We start from the raw sequence: 17,578 nt of genomic DNA, 5'->3' as shown, positions 1-17,578 counted from the left end.
GCTATACGCCGATCGATGTGATTTACCGGCGGATCGACGACGATTATCTCGATCCGCTGAATTTTCTGCCCAATTCGATGCTCGGTGTGCCCGGGATCATGGATGTCTACCGGTCCGGCGGGATCACCATCGCCAACGCGCCTGGCACCGGGATTGCCGATGACAAGGCGCTCTATTCCTACATGCCGGACATTATTGAATTTTACACCGGCCAGAAACCGCTGCTGGAGAATGTCCCGACATGGCGCTGTTCGGAGAAGGATCAGCTGGACTACGTGCTGGAACATCTCGCCGAGCTGGTGGTCAAGGAAGTGCACGGATCGGGTGGCTATGGCATGCTCGTCGGCCCGGCGGCGTCCAAGAAGGAAGTCGAGGATTTCCGTGCCAAGCTGATCGGCAATGCCAGCAATTATATTGCCCAGCCGACGCTGGCGCTTTCGACCGTGCCGATCTTTACCGAAAAGGGTCTGTCGCCACGGCATGTCGATCTGCGGCCGTTCGTGCTGGTCTCGCCCGACCGGATCGACATCACGCCCGGCGGTCTCACCCGCGTTGCGATGACCGAGGGATCTCTGGTGGTCAACAGCAGCCAGGGTGGGGGGACCAAGGATACCTGGGTGCTGGAAGAATGAGGGGGCAGGGATCATGCTAGGCAAAACCGCCGCCAGTCTGTTCTGGATGTCGCGTCTGCTCGAGCGGACGGAGAATAGTGCGCGTCTGATCGAGGCGGGCTTTCGCATCGCGCTGACCCACTCCTCGTCTGCGTCCGACGAATGGGCGTCCATCCTGGCCTCGTCGGGCGCCAAGAAAAGTTATTTGGCCAAACATGCCGATTATAGTTCGGCCAAGGTGATCGACTATCTCTTGCGCGACAAGGACAATCCCGGCAGCGTCATCTCGCTGATCAAACAGGCGCGGGACAGCGCGCGCACCGGACGGATTGCCCTGACCCGGGAGGTTTGGGAAGCCACCAACGAAGCCTGGATGAACCTGAAGACGGCCTTGGCCAATCCGGTGGACGAACGGGATTTGCCCGAGGTGCTGGCGGTTATCCGCAAGCAAAGTTCGCTGGTCCGCGGCGCCGTACTGGGGACGATGCTGCGCAACGACGGGTTCAATTTCATCCGGCTCGGTACGTTCATCGAGCGGGCCGACAGCACTGCCCGGATATTGGACGTCAAATATTATCTGCTGCTGCCTTCAATCGCCCAGATCGGCACCGCCGTCGATAATGTCCAGTGGGAAACGATATTGCGATCGGTGTCCGCGCAACGGTCCTACCGCTGGCTCAACGGTTCGGACATCAGCGCCCTGAGCGTCGCCGAATATCTGATCCTGCATCGCCAGATGCCACGGTCGCTGGCATTCTGCTACGCCCAGATATCCGACAATCTCGGATATCTGGAAAGCGAATATGGCAGCGAAGTCACCTCCCACCGGCTTGCCACCGATATTTGCAACCGGCTGCTCGGCCAGCCGGTCCAGAATATTTTCGAAGGCGGGCTGCACGAGTTCATTGTCGAATTTCTGGCGGCCAACAACAGCCTCGCGGCGCAGATCGAGAGCGACTATAATTTTCAAGACAGGATTAGCTGAACATGCTGCTGAAAATTGAACACGAGACCCGCTATAATTACGACAAGCCTGTGCAATATGGCCTGCAACAATTGCGCCTCCGCCCGAAGGAGAGAGCCGGACAGCGGATCGTCGACTGGAATATCGAGATCGAGGGCGGAGCGCTGGAATTGTCGTTCGAGGACCAGCATTGCAACCATGTCGATCTGATCAATATCGAGCGCGGGCGCAGCGAGATCATCATCCGCTGCACCGGCGAGGTGGAGAATAGCGACGGCAGCGGGGTCATCGGCAGGCATGCGGGATTTGCGCCCTTGTGGTATTTCAAGCGGGCAAGCGCGCTTACGAGGCCGGAGGATGAAATCGCCAGACTGGTCGCATCGCTGGATCAGGATTATGAGGATGACATAGTCCGGCTGCACGCCCTTTCGGCGGCAGTCACCGACAAGGTTGCCTACGAAACGGGCAAGACCGATGCCGAGACCACTGCGGAGCAGGCGCTCGCCATCGGCGGTGGCGTCTGTCAGGATCACGCCCATATCTTCTGCGCGGCGGCCCGCTCGCTCGGCTTTCCGGCCCGTTATGTCTCCGGATATCTGATGATGAGCGACCGTGTCGACCAGGATGCGACACACGCCTGGGCGGAAGCCTATGTCGAACATATCGGCTGGGTCGGCTTCGACATATCCAATGGCTATTCGCCTGACGAGCGCTATGTCCGTATCGCAACGGGCCTGGATTATCGCGATGCATCGCCAATTACCGGATTGCGTTATGGTGCGGGCAGCGAGGATATGATTGTCAGCCTGCAGGTGCAGCAGTAGAGAGACAGGCAATTCTAATCAGGGACAAACATTACCAATGACCTATTGCGTGGCACTGCGGATGAAACGCGGCCTTGTTTTCATGTCGGATACGCGCACCAACGCCGGTGTCGATGATATCGCCCAGGTCAAGAAACTGACCAGCTGGGAAGTGCCGGGCGATCGCGTGATCACGCTGCTTTCGGCGGGCAATCTGGCCACCACCCAGGCCGTCGTGAGCCTGCTGGACGAACGCGGCAAGCATCCCGACGACCGCAATCCGTCGATCCTGCAGGCCCCGTCGATGTTTCAGGTCGCGACGATTATCGGCGACACCTTGCGCGAAGTGGTCAAAACCTATTCCCGCGAGGGGCAGGAGGCCAAGTCGCCCTTTGGCGCCACGCTGATCGTCGGGGGCCAGATCCACGGCAGTGATCCGCGGCTATTCATGATCTATCCGGCTGGCAACTTCATTGAAGCGAGCGATGACAGCCCGTTTTTCCAGAGCGGCGAAACCAAATACGGCCGGCCGATATTGGTTCGCGGCTTCGATCCCGAAATGTCTTTCGAAAATGCCGTGAAACTGTTGCTGGTCTCTTTCGATTCAACGATAAGAGCCAATCTGGCGGTGGATTTGCCGCTCGATATGCAGGTCTATGAAGCCGACAGCTTTGCGATTACACACCAGCAACGGATCGAAAAAGACGATCCCTATTTCCAGACGATCTCCGAAGGATGGGGTGATGCACTGAGAAGCGCATTCCAGTCGTTGCCCGACTTCAGCTTCGAAGACTAGCCGAAGCGTCTTTTCCCCGCCATCGCCCTGTGCGCCATCGCCATCGTGGTGAGTTGCGCGTTGACGCGGATGCAGCTCGGCATCACGCTGGCATCGGCGACATAGCAATTGGTCGTATTGTGGACCCGCTGGTTGAGATCGACGACGCCCTTGTGCGGGTCTTCGTGGATCGCATTGCCGCCGTGAGGATGGGAACTGGAAAGCACGACATCGTCCGGCTCGACGATTGCCTTATCGAAAAAGGCATCGATCTCGTCATGGCTCATGTCGCTGGTCAGAGTCTGGCCGCGCAGCAGGGCAGGGTAGACCTCGATTGCGCCGTTGAGGAAATGGACTTTGGTCATCGTCGCCAGTGCGCGGCGCAACAGGGCCAGCTCTTTCTCGCCGATTTTCAGCTTGAGCTTGCCATGGTCCATGTACCCAAGCCGGTCGGCCGGAAACAGGACGCCAGCCGACACCAGCCGGTTATAGTTTCTCATCCGCTCATAATGGTCCTCGAACCAGCCGGGTACCAGCATCGCCATGCTCATCGGCGGCTGGAAATGGCTCTCGATCAGATAGTCACCGCGATCGATATAGGTCGCCATCTGGTCTTCGTTCCATGCGTTGACCTGTGTGCCTTCGGGCATCAGCGCAACAACCGGGCAGGCGATGTTGAGCGAGATATTGCTGCCCGACTGCAAAATTCCGCTGTTGTAGAGCAGATTGCTGGAAGCCAGCGCGCCCGCGGCTACCACCACGCCCTTGCGGGCTCGAATGACGCGCTTGCCGCCATTTTTCAGTCTGACTTCGACGGCGTCGGCAACCCGCTTGCCATTGGCCCCCTCGCGCCACAGGATTTCTGTTGCTTCGGCGCGGTCCAGTATCCGGGCCGGCTTTTTGCGCGCATCGCTGGTCGCATGGGCCAGATAGCTTTCCGGCATCGCTTTTTCCGGCCGTAGGGACAGCCGGTGTTGCAATAGCCGCAATAGATACACTCGCTTTCTGGCGTCGGGGGGCCATAGTTTTCCGGAACCATGCGGTAATGGCGGTACGATCTTTCGGGTCAGCCGACTGTGCGGCATATTTGTTCCAGCCGTCGATCAAATGTGGACCGTTATTGCGACCGGTGATCGCGTCGATCTGGGTGACATCCAGCGCCTGCTCGACCGCATCATAGCTCGCAGCCAGACTGGCTTCGCTTATCGGCGCGCCCAGTCTGGCCCAGGTTTCGAATACATCCTCGGCCTCCGGATGGACCAGGCCTTCCTGTTTCATCCGAAGGCAGATGCCGTTGTTGATGACGGTCGAACCGCCAACCACACGGCCCTGAAACACGATGATATCGCGGTCGGCTGTCGTCTGCAGCCCGCCATCCTTGAACAGGCGCGCGGTCATCCGGGCTTCTTCATGGGTCAGGCGCGACGACGGATAATGGCTGCCGGCCTCTATGATCAACACTCGATGACCCTCGTCGGCAACGGCCGCCGCAGCCACGGCGCCGCCCGCACCCGATCCGATCACGATCACGTCTGCTTCTTCCGGAACGGCGCCATGGCCGACAAATATTTTGCTGTCAGATCGCGGCGGGTGTCGCGGCGGACCGGGCGCTCGCCCGGCGCAGAGCGGTCACGCTGCGCCGGCAGTTCGAAATCGAGATCGGCAAAGATCGGATTGTCGAAATTCTCCTCTTCATCGCCGTGCTCCCAGTGGCCGTAATAGCCAGCCAGTATGACACCCTTGGTACGAGCAATGTCCTGGAGGAAATCGATCCGTGATTTCTGCAGCCGCCTGCTGATCAGCTTAGCTCGTATTCTGGGAGAAGCGACGAGAAAGAACGGACCACCCAGAACGACCAGCAACCCGTAAAGCGCCATGCGGATTTCATCCGGCTTCTTGCCCTCGATATTGGTAAAATGCTCCTGCAGATTTTCGACCACCTGATCGGCAGAGATCGCCATCTTCCGGTTATGGAACAACGCTTCTGCCATCGCCTTTATCATCAGCGCCTGCAGTCGGTTAAACGGCTTTTTCAACTTTCATCTCCCAAGGCGCGACCCGGGGTATATTCATCTGATCTGGTCTGGTGCTGCTTCGCTTGCCGGGGCTATGCCCAGCCCATCCCCGTCATCTCCGGCCTCGAAACGCCGAATGACCTCGCCGGCGGCAAGATCGACTTCGGCGATCGTATCAGGACCGGTTTCCGCGACATAGAGTTTTTTGCCATCCGGCGAAAAGAGAATAGTGACCTGCTGGGAACCGGCTTCCCCGCTGACACCGATCGAGCCGGTCGCCTTGCGCGTCGCAACATCGTACAAGCCGAGCGCGCCGTCACCGAGATTGGAGGTGATGGCCGTGGTGCCATCGGGGCTGAATGCCACGCGGATCGGAAATTTTCCGGTCTCGATGGCGGCGAGTTCCTTAAGGCTGCGCGCATCGAAGACGCGCAGGACATCGCCCCGGCGATCGGCGACCCAGACGCTTGCGCCGTCGGGGGTGATCGCCAGTCCTTCCGGTTCGGTTCCGGCCGGCAGATCTGCAATTTTCTTGCCTGCCAGCAGATCCAGCACGCTCACCGTGCCCGACTGCATATTGGAGACAAAGGCGCGCGACTTGTCCGGTGTCACGACCAGCATATGGCTGCCTTTCTGCCCGGTGGATATCGTTGAAATCTCGCGTTTCTGGATTTCCCCGTCCGGCGGAGAGACGATGGTGATATTGTCGCTACCCTCAGTCGTGGCGATGATCCGGCCGTCGTCGAGCCACAAAATGCCGTGCGGTCGCTGGCTCGGCGCGAGGGACACGGTTTCGATCCGCTCGCTTGCCGCTATGTCGAAAATGTCGATTGTGTCTCTGCCATAAGAGACTACCGCGGCGAGCCGGCCGTCGGGGGATATCGCGATCTCGTGCGGCTGGTGTCCGGTATCCTGCCGCGCGATTTCACTGCCGCTTGCCAGATCGATGAAGCTCAGGCTGTCCTCCGCCTTGTTGCCGACCAGCAATGTCCCGGATGTGGCCCCCGCTTCGGCGGCGAGCTGTTCGTCGCATCCCGCAGCGACAGCGAGGAGGAATATCGCCGAACAGAAACGTGCAATTTTCTTCGCCATTGTCCAACCTGTCCTATCTTTTCATGCAGGATAACAGGATATTACGCTTTTTCTATCCCTGTTTTCGAAGCAGATGTGATGAAGGCCACTGCGGGTGAAAGCAGAGATGGTAGAATATATATTCTGATAGCCATCGAGGGTTTGTCATGCGTGTAAAAATCACCGTTTCGCTTCCCCACTTGTGTCCGCGACTGTGGTCACGGCTCTGGTCGTTGCTTCGCCCGCTTCGGCGCAATTCGGCGGGCTGTTCAAAAAGCCGCCGGCCACCAGCGGGACTCCGGATACCAAGGCCGGGGGTGATGATTGTGCCAGCAATCCGAAAGGCGCCATCGGCAGATCGATACTGGGCAATATGATCGGCGATTTCACGCGGCGGGCCACGCAGAATATGGGGGTTGCCGGCACCTATATCCCGCGGGCGGAAGTGGCGGATACGCTGACCAATTCGATTGCGTGCCGACTCGACCTGACGAGCAGCTGCAGGCCGCGGAAGCGACGCGCAGCGTGACCCGCTCGGGCGAACCCGGCGCCAGCGCGCAGTGGACCAGCGAAACCCGCCCCGGCGTCTCGGGCAGTTCCACCGCGACAGCGAAAACCGAGACGGCGGACGGTACAAGTTGCATGACGATCACAGATATTGCTATTGTCGATGGCGAAGAAACCCGTGTGTCCAAGCGGATGTGCAAAGCTCCCGGAGAATCACGATATATAGTCGTGGCATGAACATGAAAAAACGATCAAAACCGCCATCGTCATCGCTTCGCTTTTCACCTTGGGCGCTACCGATGTGAAACCCGGCATGGACCCCGAAAATCCGACCTGTCCGATCGCGCCGAACTGGTCGACCAACGAGAAGATGGAACTGACCCCGAAAATGATCGGCGGCACCAAGGTCTTGCTCGCCGAAGGAGCCGTCGATACGGGCCTGCCCGAACGGATGCGCAAGATGCTGGCCGACAATCCCGACATTTCCGAAATCTGGCTGCGGTCTTCCGGCGGCAACGCGAGAGCCGGCAATGAAACCGGTCGGGTGATCCGGCAATCCGATGCCCTGATCATTACCCGAATTCCCCAGGCTGGACCTGTTTCAGCGCCTGCAATTTTGTTTTCATGGGGGCAGGGCCCGGATCGTCGAGCCCGGCGGCCATTTCATGGTCCATATGTTCACCATGACGGGCGACCGCAACGCGATCAATTACAGCATCGAAATGGGCACGGACTCGACGGTCGGCCTGATCGGCGAAGTCGAGCAGCAGAGCGCGCTGCTGGCGACCGAGGATAATGATTTCCTGATCCGCATGGGCGTGTCGCGGAAATTGCTGTCCGAGATCATGTACCGGACCAATGCGGTGAAAACCGAGGATGGCGACGGATCCACCCGCCGCTGCCTGACCAACGAGGAAGCGCTGCGCTACAATGTCGCCAATGTCGGCGGCTAGGCTTCGCCCCGCAATATTCCGGCCTCGCGAAAATGACAGCCGCCTTTTGCTTTTCTTTTGAAATTATGGCGTTAGCATGAGCTCCAGCTAATCGGGCCAGCGAATGGGGAAGGCAAGACTATGCGTCATATTGCGATCATCGGATCGGGACCTGCGGGCTATTATTCGGCGGAAGCCGCCCAGAAGAAATTCGGTGACGATGTCGCGGTCGACATTATCGACCGCTTGCCCGTTCCCTTCGGCCTGATCCGCACCGGCGTTGCACCCGACCATCAATCGATCAAGGCGGTGTCGCGGCGCTACGAGAAAACCAATCTCGGCGACAATGTCCGCTTCGTCGGTAATGTCACCGTCGGCGAGGATGTCAGTGTCGCGGAGCTGCAAGACCTGTACGATGCCGTCGTGCTGGCGACCGGCGCCCCGAATGACCGGGTTCTCGACATCGCGGGCAGCGATCTGGACGGGGTCATCGGCAGCGCCGCCTTCGTCGGCTGGTATAATGGCCATCCCGATTTCAAGGATCTCGATCCGCCGCTCGACGCCCGGTCGGTCGCGGTCATCGGCAACGGCAATGTCGCGCTCGATGTCGCGCGCATCTTGGCCAAGACCGAAGCGGAATTCGCCGGCAGCGATATTGTCGGCCACGCTCTGGATGGGCTGAAACAGAGCAAGGTCGAAAAGATCACTTTTCTCGGAAGGCGCGGGCCGCATCAGATTGCAATGACGCCGAAGGAACTGGGTGAACTGAGCCAGTTGGAGCGGGCAAGACCGGTGGTCGAAACGGCTGATTTTCCGGAGCTGGACGACGATGCCGTGCTTGATCCGGGCATGCGCAAATCGGTCACCCATTTGCGCAATTTCCAGATTATCGAAGATGACGCGCAGCATAAACCGATCGAGATTGTCTTCGACTTTTTCGCCATGCCGGTTGCAATCCAGGGCGATGGCAAGGTCGAGAAACTGGTCGTCGAAAGGACCGAACTGGACGCGGATCTGCGATCTGTCGGTACCGGAGAACGCTACGATCTCGATTGCCAGATGGTGATCAGCTGCATCGGCTATCGCACGCCGCCGATCGAAGGCGTGCCCTATGAAGATGGTCGTGGCCGCTTCGCCAATATCGACGGACGGATATTGCCGGGCCTCTATTGCGTCGGCTGGGCGAGGCGAGGGCCTTCCGGAACGATTGGCACGAACAAGCCGGACGGCTTCGCGATCATCGATGCCATTGCCGAAGATATCGGTGCTGGCGAAGGCAAGGAAGGCCGCGCCGGGCTGGACCGGCTGTTTGCAGAGCGCGGCGTCGAGGCCGTCACCTTCCGTGACTGGAAGAAGATCGAGGAAGCCGAAATCGCCCGCGCAAGAGAAGGCTCGCCGCGCGAGAAATTCACCGATATCGCCGACATGATCGCGGCGCGGGATTGATCCAGTTTACAGGTTTCGATTAATCAGACTCAATCGAACCGGTGTTTTCAGATATTGTGTTTGGACTTACTGTCTCGGGACTGACTCGTTCTTGGGATAGTTTCGGTGGCGGCGGTGCCCACTGTCTCAGATGCTGGCCCACTGATTCATAAAAATGTGGAACCGAAGTCTCCAACTCTTGGATAATAGTTCTGGTCTGACCAAAGCGATTTCCCAAATCGACCGGCATGATCACGTCGAAGCCAACGACCGTCATTTTCCCTTTGTCTTCACCAATTCGGTCGGGATTTTCCCTTAAGTCACTCAATGGCAATTGCGTCGACGGCGAAGAGCCTGGCCAGTACATTCTGACATGGGCTTTCGGATCGGCTTGTTTCGGGATTTGTCGCAATAGCCAGTTCAAACGCGCCTTGTTTGAAACTTTATCACCAGGCGCCTTCACATACATAGAATTCAGGATAGAGCGGCGACGCAAATCGACTATTACTGATAGAGGTGCTGCCGCATCGGGTACATCCAAATTTATGCAAAGAGCTTGCATTGAAACGAGCTCCTTTATATCACTCTCGAACTTTGCGCCAGGGCTCGATGATTCAGCACGAGAAAGCTTTTCTCGTACAAAAGTTCCAAGCTGGCGGCTGAGAATAAGGCTCAAATCTTTGGTCTCTTGTTGCCATGCTTCCACCACGGAATTTAGGTTGTCGTTGCGTACCAATTTGCCTCCAGCCTGCACCAGAGCGCAAACGCCACTCCATGCCTTTGGCATCTGAGAGAAGCCCTCCACCCCTGCACTTGGATGGCTGATGAAGCGCAAGAATTCCTTGAGGATATTCGCTTGTTCCTGATCTTCTATATCGTGATTAGCTGTCAGCAATCGAGCAATGGTCATTATTTGCATCCATGAAAGGTGATAGAGTTCTATACCTTTTAATTTCGTCGAATTAATTTTGACGGGATGATGATCCGGTACCGTGGCGAACTGGTTCGAGATCGTTACGACGGCATCTATCTTTTTGCTTTCGCGATTTCCAGATAACGTTCTAATTGATCGTTCGAGATTTCAGATTTTCCAACTTTGGCTTCAACAAGGGCTGTCCATGTGCGTTTGCCAGTTTGCAACACGATCAATCCATCCGGGCGCCCCAGTTTTTATCGGAAAGGTTGTTGAAATTTACTTCAGTGTAAGTTGATATCGTTGTCGTCGTTCCTATTCGTTGACCCAGAGACCCAAATAGATTTTGTGAAAAATCACGAACGAAAGTGAGCGTTGCCAGGAAAATTGAAAGAGTTCTGCCTTCCTTAGAAGTGTCGGCTAGAACTGGAAACAAGCGCGCACGTTGTGGATTCATTAAATCGGGAAGGTCAGCCATGTTATTCTCCGCATATTTAGCATTGTTGTAACTATTGCGGATAGTAACTCAAACTATTTCAAAAATTATACTAACTAAGCCAACCACTTCCGCAAAATCGCGTTCACCTTTTCCGGGGCTTCCTGTTGCACCCAGTGCGATACGCCGGGCAGACGGTGGAGTTCGAGATCGGGCACCCATTGATCCGTTCCGTCGGTGCAGCGGATGTCGATGGCGGTATCTGCCTCACCCCAGATCATCAGGGTGGGGACAGTGACCATGCCGTCGCCAATATCGCGCGCGTCTTTGGTACGGAGCAGGGCGCGGTAATAGTTGATCATGGATCGTAGCGCGCCGGGGCGGCGGGCGGCGTCGGCGTAGACCTGCAACTCGCTGTCGGGGAAACGGCTTTTGTCGACGGCCATTTTCGAGAAGGCCTCTTTAATCGGCTGGGCCCGATTTCTGCCGAGCATTTTTTCGGGCAGCCACGGCAGCTGGAAGAAGAAAATATACCAGCTTTTCTTCAGCTGATACCAATGTCTGATCTCCCGCTGCGCGCATTTGGGATGCGGCACGTTCATGATCACCAGTCTGGTGAGTGGCCGGATTTTCTGGATCGCGAAATGCCACGCGATGATCGCGCCCCAGTCGTGGGCGATCAGGGTGACCTCTTCCGCGCCGCTGGCGTCGATCAGCGCAGCGACATCCTGGACGAGAGCGTTCAGACGGTAAGATTCTATACCCTCCGGCTTGCTGGAGCCGCCATAGCCACGCAAATTGGGAGCCCAGACCGTATAGCCCAGTTTCACCAGCAGCGGAATCTGGTGGCGCCATGAGTAATTCAGTTCGGGGAAGCCGTGCAGGCACAGCGCGAGCTTTTTGCCATGACCGGCCTGCGCGACTTCGAACCTCTGGCCATTGGCTTCGACGAAAGTGACGGAAATTCCTGCGGCTGGATCTGGAATCCAGGAAAACTGGGACATTCTGTTTCTCCGATTTTCCAAAGCTGCGAAAAGCATCTGCCGCCTGGAAAAATAATATGCAACTCTAGCAAAGATTTGTAAGCCGTGTTGATGTTTGTCGACGGTCAAATCTTCAAAAGGGCGGTGGAATGGCGGAGTTTCAAGATGACGGGGTCGAAATTCTGCTCCGGCGGTCCAGATTGCTGGTATATCTGCTGATTGCCGGTCTGGTGGCGACGGCCATGTTTTTCCTGTTCGAACTGTCTGAAATTACCGGTTTCTGGGTGGTCGACGTGAATGATCCGTTCAATTCTCCTTTGGGTATCATATATGGCATTACCGGGCTGACGCATTCGCTTATCTATTTTGTCACCGTCATTGTCTTCAGCATGTGGATACATCGCGCCGCTCATAATATCGTGACTGCGGATATCGACGGCTTTTCCTATACCCCCGGCTGGGCAGTGGGCTGGTTTTTCATCCCATTTGCGAACCTCTTCAAGCCATTTCAGGCCATGCGACAGATCTGGAACGCGAGCCACGGCGCAAGCGGTTTTCTGAACGAAGGATCCCAGACAGTGACCATCTGGTGGAGCGCCTGGCTGGTGGTAACGATCTCGGGAAACATATCGCTACGTCTGACGGTTGCGGCAACGGATGCCGAACAATTGATGTGGGCCACCCAGATCGGCGCAATCAGTTCCGTAGCATCGTTCCTGCTGTTTCCAGCCGCGATCCGATTGGTGAAAGATATCACCCGGGCACAGACTGAATATCTGCAGATCAATGCTCTTGCCGAGCGGTTCGCCTGAAACTGGAACTTTAACCATCCAGTTAAATCTGTTAAGGCTTCTGCAAATAATAAGGAGAGAGTCGATGCATGATCTGGTAATTCGTGGTGGTACGGTGGTTGACGGCACAGGCGGCGCGCCCTTCGTGGCCGATGTGGCGATTGATGGGGATCGCGTTTCGCTGGTCGGAACGGTTGCGGCGCAAGGCCGTGAGGAGATTGATGCATCGGGAAAATTTGTCACGCCGGGCTTTGTCGACGTGCACACCCATTATGACGGGCAAGCGACCTGGGACGATGAAATGGCGCCTTCGAGCTGGCACGGCATCACCACAGTCGTGATGGGCAATTGCGGCGTCGGTTTTGCCCCCGCTCGGCCCGACCGGCACGAATGGCTGATCAATCTGATGGAAGGCGTAGAGGATATCCCCGGCACCGCTTTGGCCGAAGGCATGAGCTGGAACTGGGAGACATTCCCCGAATATCTCGACGAGCTGGAAAGAATGCCCCGCACGGTCGATATCGCAACCCATGTGCCGCATGGTGCGGTTCGTGCCTATGTTCTGGGCGACAGAGAGAAGCCCGGCGCGGTTCCTACCGAAGACGAAATCGAGCAGATGTCGAAGATCGTCGAGGATGGCCTGAAAGCCGGCGCTCTCGGATTCTCGACCTCGCGGACGATCCTGCACCGCAGTATCGACGGTGAACTGGTTCCCGGCACGACCGCGACCAAGGAAGAATTGATCGGCATCGGCCGCGCGATGGGGCGGGTCGGTTATGGCGTGTTCGAAATGGCGAGCGATCTCAACAAGGAGTGGGACGAATTTGGCTGGATGGGCGACCTCAGCCGCGAAACCGGCATGCCGGTAACTTTCGCGGCGCTGCAGTCGATCGCCAAGGAGCAGTCGCTCGATGAACAGATCGCCAATATGCGGGCGGAAAATGACAATGGCGCCAATATCGTCGCGCAAATCGCGCTGCGCGGAAACGGCATTGTCATGGCCTGGCAGGGCACGGTGCATCCCTTTGTCCGTCACCCGAGCTGGATGGCGATGGAAGAGCTGAGCTGGGACGAGAAATATGCCAAACTCAAGGATCCGGCATTCAAGGCACAATTGCTGAGCGAGACCGCGGAAATGCCGGAGCAGGTCGATATGGTGCCGGTCTTCATGGTGATCACACAAGGCTGGGCTGCGCAGTTCGAAATGGATGAGGATTTCGACTATGAACCACAGGCCGATGAAAGCATCGCCGCGCGCGCCGAAGCCGCTGGCAAGTCCGGTGCGGAATATGCCTATGACCTGATGATGGCGGATGACGGCAAGGGCTTCATCTATCTGCCCTTGCTCAACTATATGGACGGCAATCTCGATTTCCTCGAGACCTTGCAGCAGGCGGATGACACGGTAAACAGCCTGTCCGACGGCGGCGCGCATTGCGGCACCATCTGCGATGCAGCCAGCCCGACGTTCATGCTCGAACATTGGGTGAAAAACCGCAAGCGCGGCACGATCAGCATCGAGAACGCGATCAAGCGGCAATGTCTGGATACAGCGCGACTCTATGGCTTGAACGATCGCGGTGTGCTGAAGCCCGGCTATCTGGCCGACGTGAACGTGATCGACATGGAGCGGATCAAGCTTGGCAAGCCATGGCTCGCCTTTGACTTGCCGGCGGGCGGCAAGCGCCTGCTGCAAAAGGCTGACGGCTATGACTATACGATCAAGTCGGGGCAGGTGACCTTCAAGGGCGGCGTCGTGACCGACAAACGCCCCGGTGGTCTGATCCGCGGACCGCAAATGGTCGAAATGCTCGAAGCGGCGGAATAACCACGCGAAACTGGAAAGAACTGTGCTCCGCGCATCGACGCGGAGCCCTAGGCGGCTTGAAGTTGATTGCCTCCAGGGCTCCGCATCAAGTGCGGAGCACATTTTTGTCTAAAACGCCTTCTGCCAGCCGACGGTCAGCATCCAGTCGCCGGTCATCTGGGGACCGTTGACATTCTGGTAGACCGGCGCGCCGATCTCGATGCCGAGCCGGTGTCCTGCCAGCGGACCGTGGGTGGCGACGAAATTGACGCCGCCGAGCAGTTCGACCCGCTCCCCACCGGAAAACTCTGGATTGGCCGTCTGTACCGGCCCCATGACATTCGGGTTCAGACCCACGATACGGCCGGTGGATTGCGCACGGACGCGGCCTGATAGGCTGACCCACTGCGCCGGCAAATAGCTGGCCCATAAGGAGCCCTCATGGACATCCCCGAGCCGATAGCCATTATCATTGGTGCCGGTGCGGATGGTCCCCGCATATTGGGCGCCAAAGCTCCATCTGCCCTGCCATTGCTTGAGTGTCAGCGCCGGCTTCAGGTCCCAGGTGCCTGACCCGCTCTGCATGCCATAGGGCATGGTCATGGTCATTTGCATGTTCATCGGAGACAGCGTCTGGCCGGTTTCATCGATCGAGCCAGTTGGCATGCCGACTGCGGCGCGCAGGTTCAGCTCGGTGCCGGTGTCGCTGGTCGCTGGCTTCTGCCCGAGCAGCGGGAAGATCGCGCCGGCGCTGATATCGCCAATGCCTTTGGGATTGGTCTGAAAGTCTCCCAGCACCGTCGTCCCGGTTGGCCCCGCATAGGTCGTGATGTTTGATTCCCGCTCGCTATAGGGCAGCATGGCGACCAGGGTGATCCAGTCTGCGGGCGAATACATGGCGCCCAACATCACCATGTCCTTCGACATCAATTGGGGTACCAGCCGCAAGGTTGACGGCTGCATCGGCATGCCAGCAAAGCGATTGGGAACGGTCGTTACAATGGCATCATTGCTGATGCTGTCGGTACCGATCTGGTTGCCGCTCATCTCCATATGCATGTAGCGCAGCGAGAACATGATCTCGCCCTTCTTGTGCGTATGGTCGGCCGATACGCCGATAGGAGCGTGGTCATCGGCCCGCACATCATGGGCGAGTGCCGGAGAGGCGAGGGTACAGGACGCGATCATCGCGCCTGCAAAAGCGAATTTCTTCATGAAAATTTCCTGTAAATATCTGAACGCAATGGTCGCCGTGTGGCGCACTGCAAATTTGAAATCGGGTTCAGACGGTTACAGGCGGCCCGGTTGCGGGCGGGATATTGATCCGGTTGCGCAGCGCAAAGCGGCGCGGTTCGGATGGTTCGTGCGTGGCGGGAGCAAGGTGGACATTGCGAGTTCGGGTGCGGACGATGCCAGGCCGAAGCCTGTTCCACCGGCGAAGGCGCAGGCAGGCGTTGACGGTTCCTGGCCGGGTTCGGGCGCGGACTCGTCCTGCTGACCATAGATCAGCGTCAGCAGGTCATAGTCGGGATTGTCCCGGGTGATCACCAGCTTGCTGTCGGGATGGCCGGAGCAGAGTTTTATCGCAAAACCGCTGGCACTGTGCGCGGGCATGAAACCCTGCGGTGCCAGTGTGCTCAGCAACATTGCGAGCAAGGCGAAAGCGTGGATCGCCGGGTTGGTTTTCAGGAACCGGGAGAGGGCGAGGGGCCGAGTCATTGTATATCCGGGCGCTATATTGGGTGGTGAGCGCAAATGCTAGTGTTCTGATTTACTCGATAGAGAGAGAGAGGCCGTTAGATTCGATCGAACGTGTTAGATTTGGTTGACGGAACTTACGCCGTCGTCGGCCCAGCATGCGATTGAACGACGATACCAGCCTAGCTTTTGCCGGAGTTGGACTTGTCCATCAATTCCGGTGGAGCGGCGATGATGCGTAGCGTTCTTCTATTAAAATAATAGATGCCAGCAAGAGTGATCACGGTGATCGCCAATAAAAGGGGACTTGTCCAGCTCAAGCCAAAAACCAACCTCAACCCGAGAAATGCCACTAACCCGCCAATGATAATAGCTTTATTGTCATGTTTCAGGATCCAAAAGCCACATTTATCGCATGGCATAGGTTTGCGGCTGCCACTTAACATAACTTGCCAAAAACCGAGTTGCTTATTGCAGTTAGGACAATGATTAGATGCTGCTACATTTTGGAAATATTTTTCATTCACGTAAGCGACTAAACCCGCATCGGCATCAGCACATAGAGCGCCGTCGACTTGTCGTTTTCGCGAATGAGCGTCGGCGCGCTGGCGTCTGCCAGATGCAACTCAACGGTGTCGCCTTCGATCTCGCCGAGAATATCCATCAGATATTTCGAGTTGAAACCGATTTCGAACGTGTCGTCGCTGTAGGAGCCTGGAACTTCTTCCTCGGCCTTGCCATTTTCCGGCGAGGTGACGGAAAGCGTGATCTTGTCATCGCCGAGCGCCATTTTGACGGCACGGGTTTTCTCGGTGGCGATGGTCGAGACGCGGTCGACGCCCTGGGCGAAGCTCTTTGCGTCGATCTTGAGCAGCTTGTCATTGCCGGTTGGGATGACCCGGGTGTAGTCCGGGAAGGTGCCGTCGATCAGCTTGCTGGTCAGAATCGCTGTGCCCAGTGTGAAGCGGATCTTGCTCGCCGACAGGTCGACCTGAACCGATGATTCAGCATTCTCGTCGAGAAGCTTGCGCAGTTCGTTGACGCATTTGCGGGGAACGATCACGTCGGGCATGCCTTCCGCGCCGGCAGGGCGGGGCAGGGTAACGCGGGCGAGGCGGTGGCCATCGGTCGCGGCGGCTTTCAGCACCGGTGTTTCCTCATCCTGCACGTGCAGGAAGATGCCGTTGAGATAGTAGCGGGTCTCTTCGGTCGAGATCGCGAAACGCGTCTTGTCGATGATCTGGATCAACGAAGAGGCGGGCAGTTCGAAGCTGGTCGGCAGCTCGCCTTCGGCAATGACCGGGAAATCGTCGCGGGGAAGCGTCTGCAGATTGAAGCGGGCGCGACCGGCATTGACCTTCATCTTGCCGTCCGCTGCATCCAGTTGCACTTGCGAACCGTCCGGCAGCTTGCGGGCAATGTCGAACAATGTGTGTGCCGAAACGGTTGTCGAACCGGCGGTATCGACCTGGGCTTCCACGGTTTCGACGACCTGGAGATCGAGATCGGTGGCCATCAGCTTGATGCTGCCGTCGGCGCTGGCTTCGATCAGCACGTTGGAGAGAATGGGGATGGTGTTGCGCCGCTCAACCACGGACTGGACATGCCCCAGGCTCTTTAGCAATGCCGCGCGTTCAATGGTCGCTTTCATAAACCGTCCTTCTTGTTCCCGATCGTCCGTGAAAAATGCAGTGGAAAAGACTCTCCACAGGTTCACGGATAGTTCATGGCTTCATTAACAATAAAGTGCCGCAGGGCAAGCCTGATCGCCGTCAACGTCCGATAATGCCGTGAAAAACTGTGGAAAAAGCAACAAGGCGGCTAAAGCCGCAGGGACAGGGGATGGA

21 protein-coding genes and 1 pseudogene are annotated in these 17,578 nt (G+C 57.4%); 10 read left to right on the top strand and 12 right to left on the bottom strand.

What is annotated here, in order from left to right; translation table 11 throughout:
• From C8024_RS07455 to C8024_RS07440, 4 genes are all read left to right on the top strand, one after another.
• A partial coding sequence (locus C8024_RS07455; RefSeq protein ID WP_173203838.1) for a circularly permuted type 2 ATP-grasp protein occupies positions 1 to 632 on the top strand: 632 nt, incomplete at its 5' end.
• 13 nt (positions 633 to 645) lie between these two features.
• On the top strand, positions 646 to 1,596 hold the full coding sequence (locus C8024_RS07450; RefSeq protein ID WP_173203836.1) for an alpha-E domain-containing protein: 951 nt from the start codon (positions 646 to 648) through the stop codon (positions 1,594 to 1,596).
• Positions 1,597 to 1,598: 2 nt separating this feature from the next.
• On the top strand, positions 1,599 to 2,399 hold the full coding sequence (locus tag C8024_RS07445) for a transglutaminase family protein (protein ID WP_173203834.1): 801 nt from the start codon (positions 1,599 to 1,601) through the stop codon (positions 2,397 to 2,399).
• A gap of 37 nt (positions 2,400 to 2,436) precedes the next feature.
• Positions 2,437 to 3,174 (top strand): peptidase, encoded by a 738-nt coding sequence (locus C8024_RS07440; protein WP_173203832.1) that lies wholly within the window; start codon positions 2,437 to 2,439, stop codon positions 3,172 to 3,174.
• Here C8024_RS07440 and C8024_RS21245 read toward each other — a convergent pair.
• The 4 genes and pseudogenes from C8024_RS21245 to C8024_RS07430 form a co-directional block, all read right to left on the bottom strand.
• Positions 3,171 to 4,097 carry a GMC oxidoreductase gene (locus C8024_RS21245; RefSeq protein ID WP_254305691.1) on the bottom strand — a complete coding sequence of 309 codons (927 nt, stop codon included), beginning with the start codon at positions 4,095 to 4,097 and terminating at the stop codon, positions 3,171 to 3,173. The two genes, C8024_RS07440 and C8024_RS21245, sit on opposite strands and share 4 nt — an antisense overlap.
• A 235-nt stretch (positions 4,098 to 4,332) precedes the next feature.
• A pseudogene (locus tag C8024_RS21240) lies at positions 4,333 to 4,650 on the bottom strand (GMC family oxidoreductase N-terminal domain-containing protein); the annotation flags it as partial.
• Positions 4,651 to 4,679: 29 nt separating this feature from the next.
• Positions 4,680 to 5,189 carry a hypothetical protein gene (locus tag C8024_RS21235; protein ID WP_254305689.1) on the bottom strand — a complete coding sequence of 170 codons (510 nt, stop codon included), beginning with the start codon at positions 5,187 to 5,189 and terminating at the stop codon, positions 4,680 to 4,682.
• A 33-nt stretch (positions 5,190 to 5,222) separates the two neighbouring features.
• The gene (locus tag C8024_RS07430; protein WP_173203830.1) at positions 5,223 to 6,260 is read right to left on the bottom strand and encodes a beta-propeller fold lactonase family protein; all 1,038 of its coding nucleotides are present in this window, start codon (positions 6,258 to 6,260) and stop codon (positions 5,223 to 5,225) included.
• 181 nt (positions 6,261 to 6,441) lie between these two features.
• On the opposite strand from C8024_RS07430, the gene C8024_RS21230 reads away from it, so the two are divergent.
• A complete protein-coding gene (locus C8024_RS21230) occupies positions 6,442 to 6,768 on the top strand; it encodes a hypothetical protein (RefSeq protein WP_254305688.1) in 327 nt (108 codons plus the stop codon).
• Positions 6,765 to 6,983, top strand: coding sequence for a hypothetical protein (locus C8024_RS21225; protein ID WP_254305687.1), 219 nt, complete (start codon positions 6,765 to 6,767; stop codon positions 6,981 to 6,983). The genes C8024_RS21230 and C8024_RS21225 overlap by 4 nt, the downstream gene beginning before the upstream one ends.
• On the opposite strand, the gene C8024_RS21220 is transcribed toward C8024_RS21225, so the two are convergent.
• Positions 6,960 to 7,319 (bottom strand): hypothetical protein, encoded by a 360-nt coding sequence (locus tag C8024_RS21220; RefSeq protein WP_254305686.1) that lies wholly within the window; start codon positions 7,317 to 7,319, stop codon positions 6,960 to 6,962. The genes C8024_RS21225 and C8024_RS21220 overlap by 24 nt on opposite strands.
• A gap of 92 nt (positions 7,320 to 7,411) precedes the next feature.
• Between C8024_RS21220 and C8024_RS21215 the strand changes: the two genes are divergently transcribed.
• The gene (locus C8024_RS21215; RefSeq protein WP_254305685.1) at positions 7,412 to 7,699 is read left to right on the top strand and encodes a hypothetical protein; all 288 of its coding nucleotides are present in this window, start codon (positions 7,412 to 7,414) and stop codon (positions 7,697 to 7,699) included.
• A 120-nt stretch (positions 7,700 to 7,819) separates the two neighbouring features.
• Positions 7,820 to 9,124 (top strand): FAD-dependent oxidoreductase, encoded by a 1,305-nt coding sequence (locus tag C8024_RS07415; protein WP_173203828.1) that lies wholly within the window; start codon positions 7,820 to 7,822, stop codon positions 9,122 to 9,124.
• 19 nt (positions 9,125 to 9,143) lie between these two features.
• On the opposite strand, the gene C8024_RS07410 is transcribed toward C8024_RS07415, so the two are convergent.
• The 3 genes from C8024_RS07410 to C8024_RS07400 all read right to left on the bottom strand — a co-directional run bounded on the left by C8024_RS07410 (position 9,144) and on the right by C8024_RS07400 (position 11,456).
• Positions 9,144 to 10,013 (bottom strand): hypothetical protein, encoded by an 870-nt coding sequence (locus C8024_RS07410; RefSeq protein WP_173203826.1) that lies wholly within the window; start codon positions 10,011 to 10,013, stop codon positions 9,144 to 9,146.
• 235 nt (positions 10,014 to 10,248) lie between these two features.
• Complete coding sequence (locus C8024_RS07405; RefSeq protein WP_173203824.1) at positions 10,249 to 10,494, bottom strand: hypothetical protein; 246 nt, start codon at positions 10,492 to 10,494, stop codon at positions 10,249 to 10,251.
• Positions 10,495 to 10,568: 74 nt separating this feature from the next.
• Complete coding sequence (locus C8024_RS07400) at positions 10,569 to 11,456, bottom strand: alpha/beta fold hydrolase (RefSeq protein WP_173203822.1); 888 nt, start codon at positions 11,454 to 11,456, stop codon at positions 10,569 to 10,571.
• A 128-nt stretch (positions 11,457 to 11,584) separates the two neighbouring features.
• On the opposite strand from C8024_RS07400, the gene C8024_RS07395 reads away from it, so the two are divergent.
• Entirely contained in the window at positions 11,585 to 12,247 is a 663-nt protein-coding gene (locus C8024_RS07395; protein WP_173203821.1) for a DUF4328 domain-containing protein, read from the top strand.
• 64 nt (positions 12,248 to 12,311) lie between these two features.
• A complete protein-coding gene (locus tag C8024_RS07390) occupies positions 12,312 to 14,054 on the top strand; it encodes an amidohydrolase family protein (protein WP_173203819.1) in 1,743 nt (580 codons plus the stop codon).
• Positions 14,055 to 14,162: 108 nt separating this feature from the next.
• Here the strand turns inward: C8024_RS07390 and C8024_RS07385 are convergent, their stop codons facing one another.
• The 4 genes from C8024_RS07385 to dnaN all read right to left on the bottom strand — a co-directional run bounded on the left by C8024_RS07385 (position 14,163) and on the right by dnaN (position 17,382).
• Positions 14,163 to 15,248: a transporter gene (locus tag C8024_RS07385; protein WP_173203817.1), complete on the bottom strand. Its 1,086-nt coding sequence runs from the start codon at positions 15,246 to 15,248 to the stop codon at positions 14,163 to 14,165.
• Between the two features lie 75 nt (positions 15,249 to 15,323).
• On the bottom strand, positions 15,324 to 15,752 hold the full coding sequence (locus tag C8024_RS07380; protein ID WP_173203815.1) for a hypothetical protein: 429 nt from the start codon (positions 15,750 to 15,752) through the stop codon (positions 15,324 to 15,326).
• Positions 15,753 to 15,913: 161 nt separating this feature from the next.
• Complete coding sequence (locus tag C8024_RS07375) at positions 15,914 to 16,258, bottom strand: hypothetical protein (RefSeq protein WP_173203813.1); 345 nt, start codon at positions 16,256 to 16,258, stop codon at positions 15,914 to 15,916.
• A gap of 8 nt (positions 16,259 to 16,266) precedes the next feature.
• Complete coding sequence (dnaN, locus tag C8024_RS07370) at positions 16,267 to 17,382, bottom strand: DNA polymerase III subunit beta (protein WP_100094553.1); 1,116 nt, start codon at positions 17,380 to 17,382, stop codon at positions 16,267 to 16,269.
• Positions 17,383 to 17,578 lie beyond the last annotated feature (196 nt).

The sequence above is a fragment of the Sphingopyxis sp. BSNA05 genome (assembly GCF_013265645.1).
In the GTDB taxonomy this organism is placed as follows: domain Bacteria; phylum Pseudomonadota; class Alphaproteobacteria; order Sphingomonadales; family Sphingomonadaceae; genus Parasphingorhabdus.
This window is presented reverse-complemented; position numbering and strand designations above follow the sequence as displayed.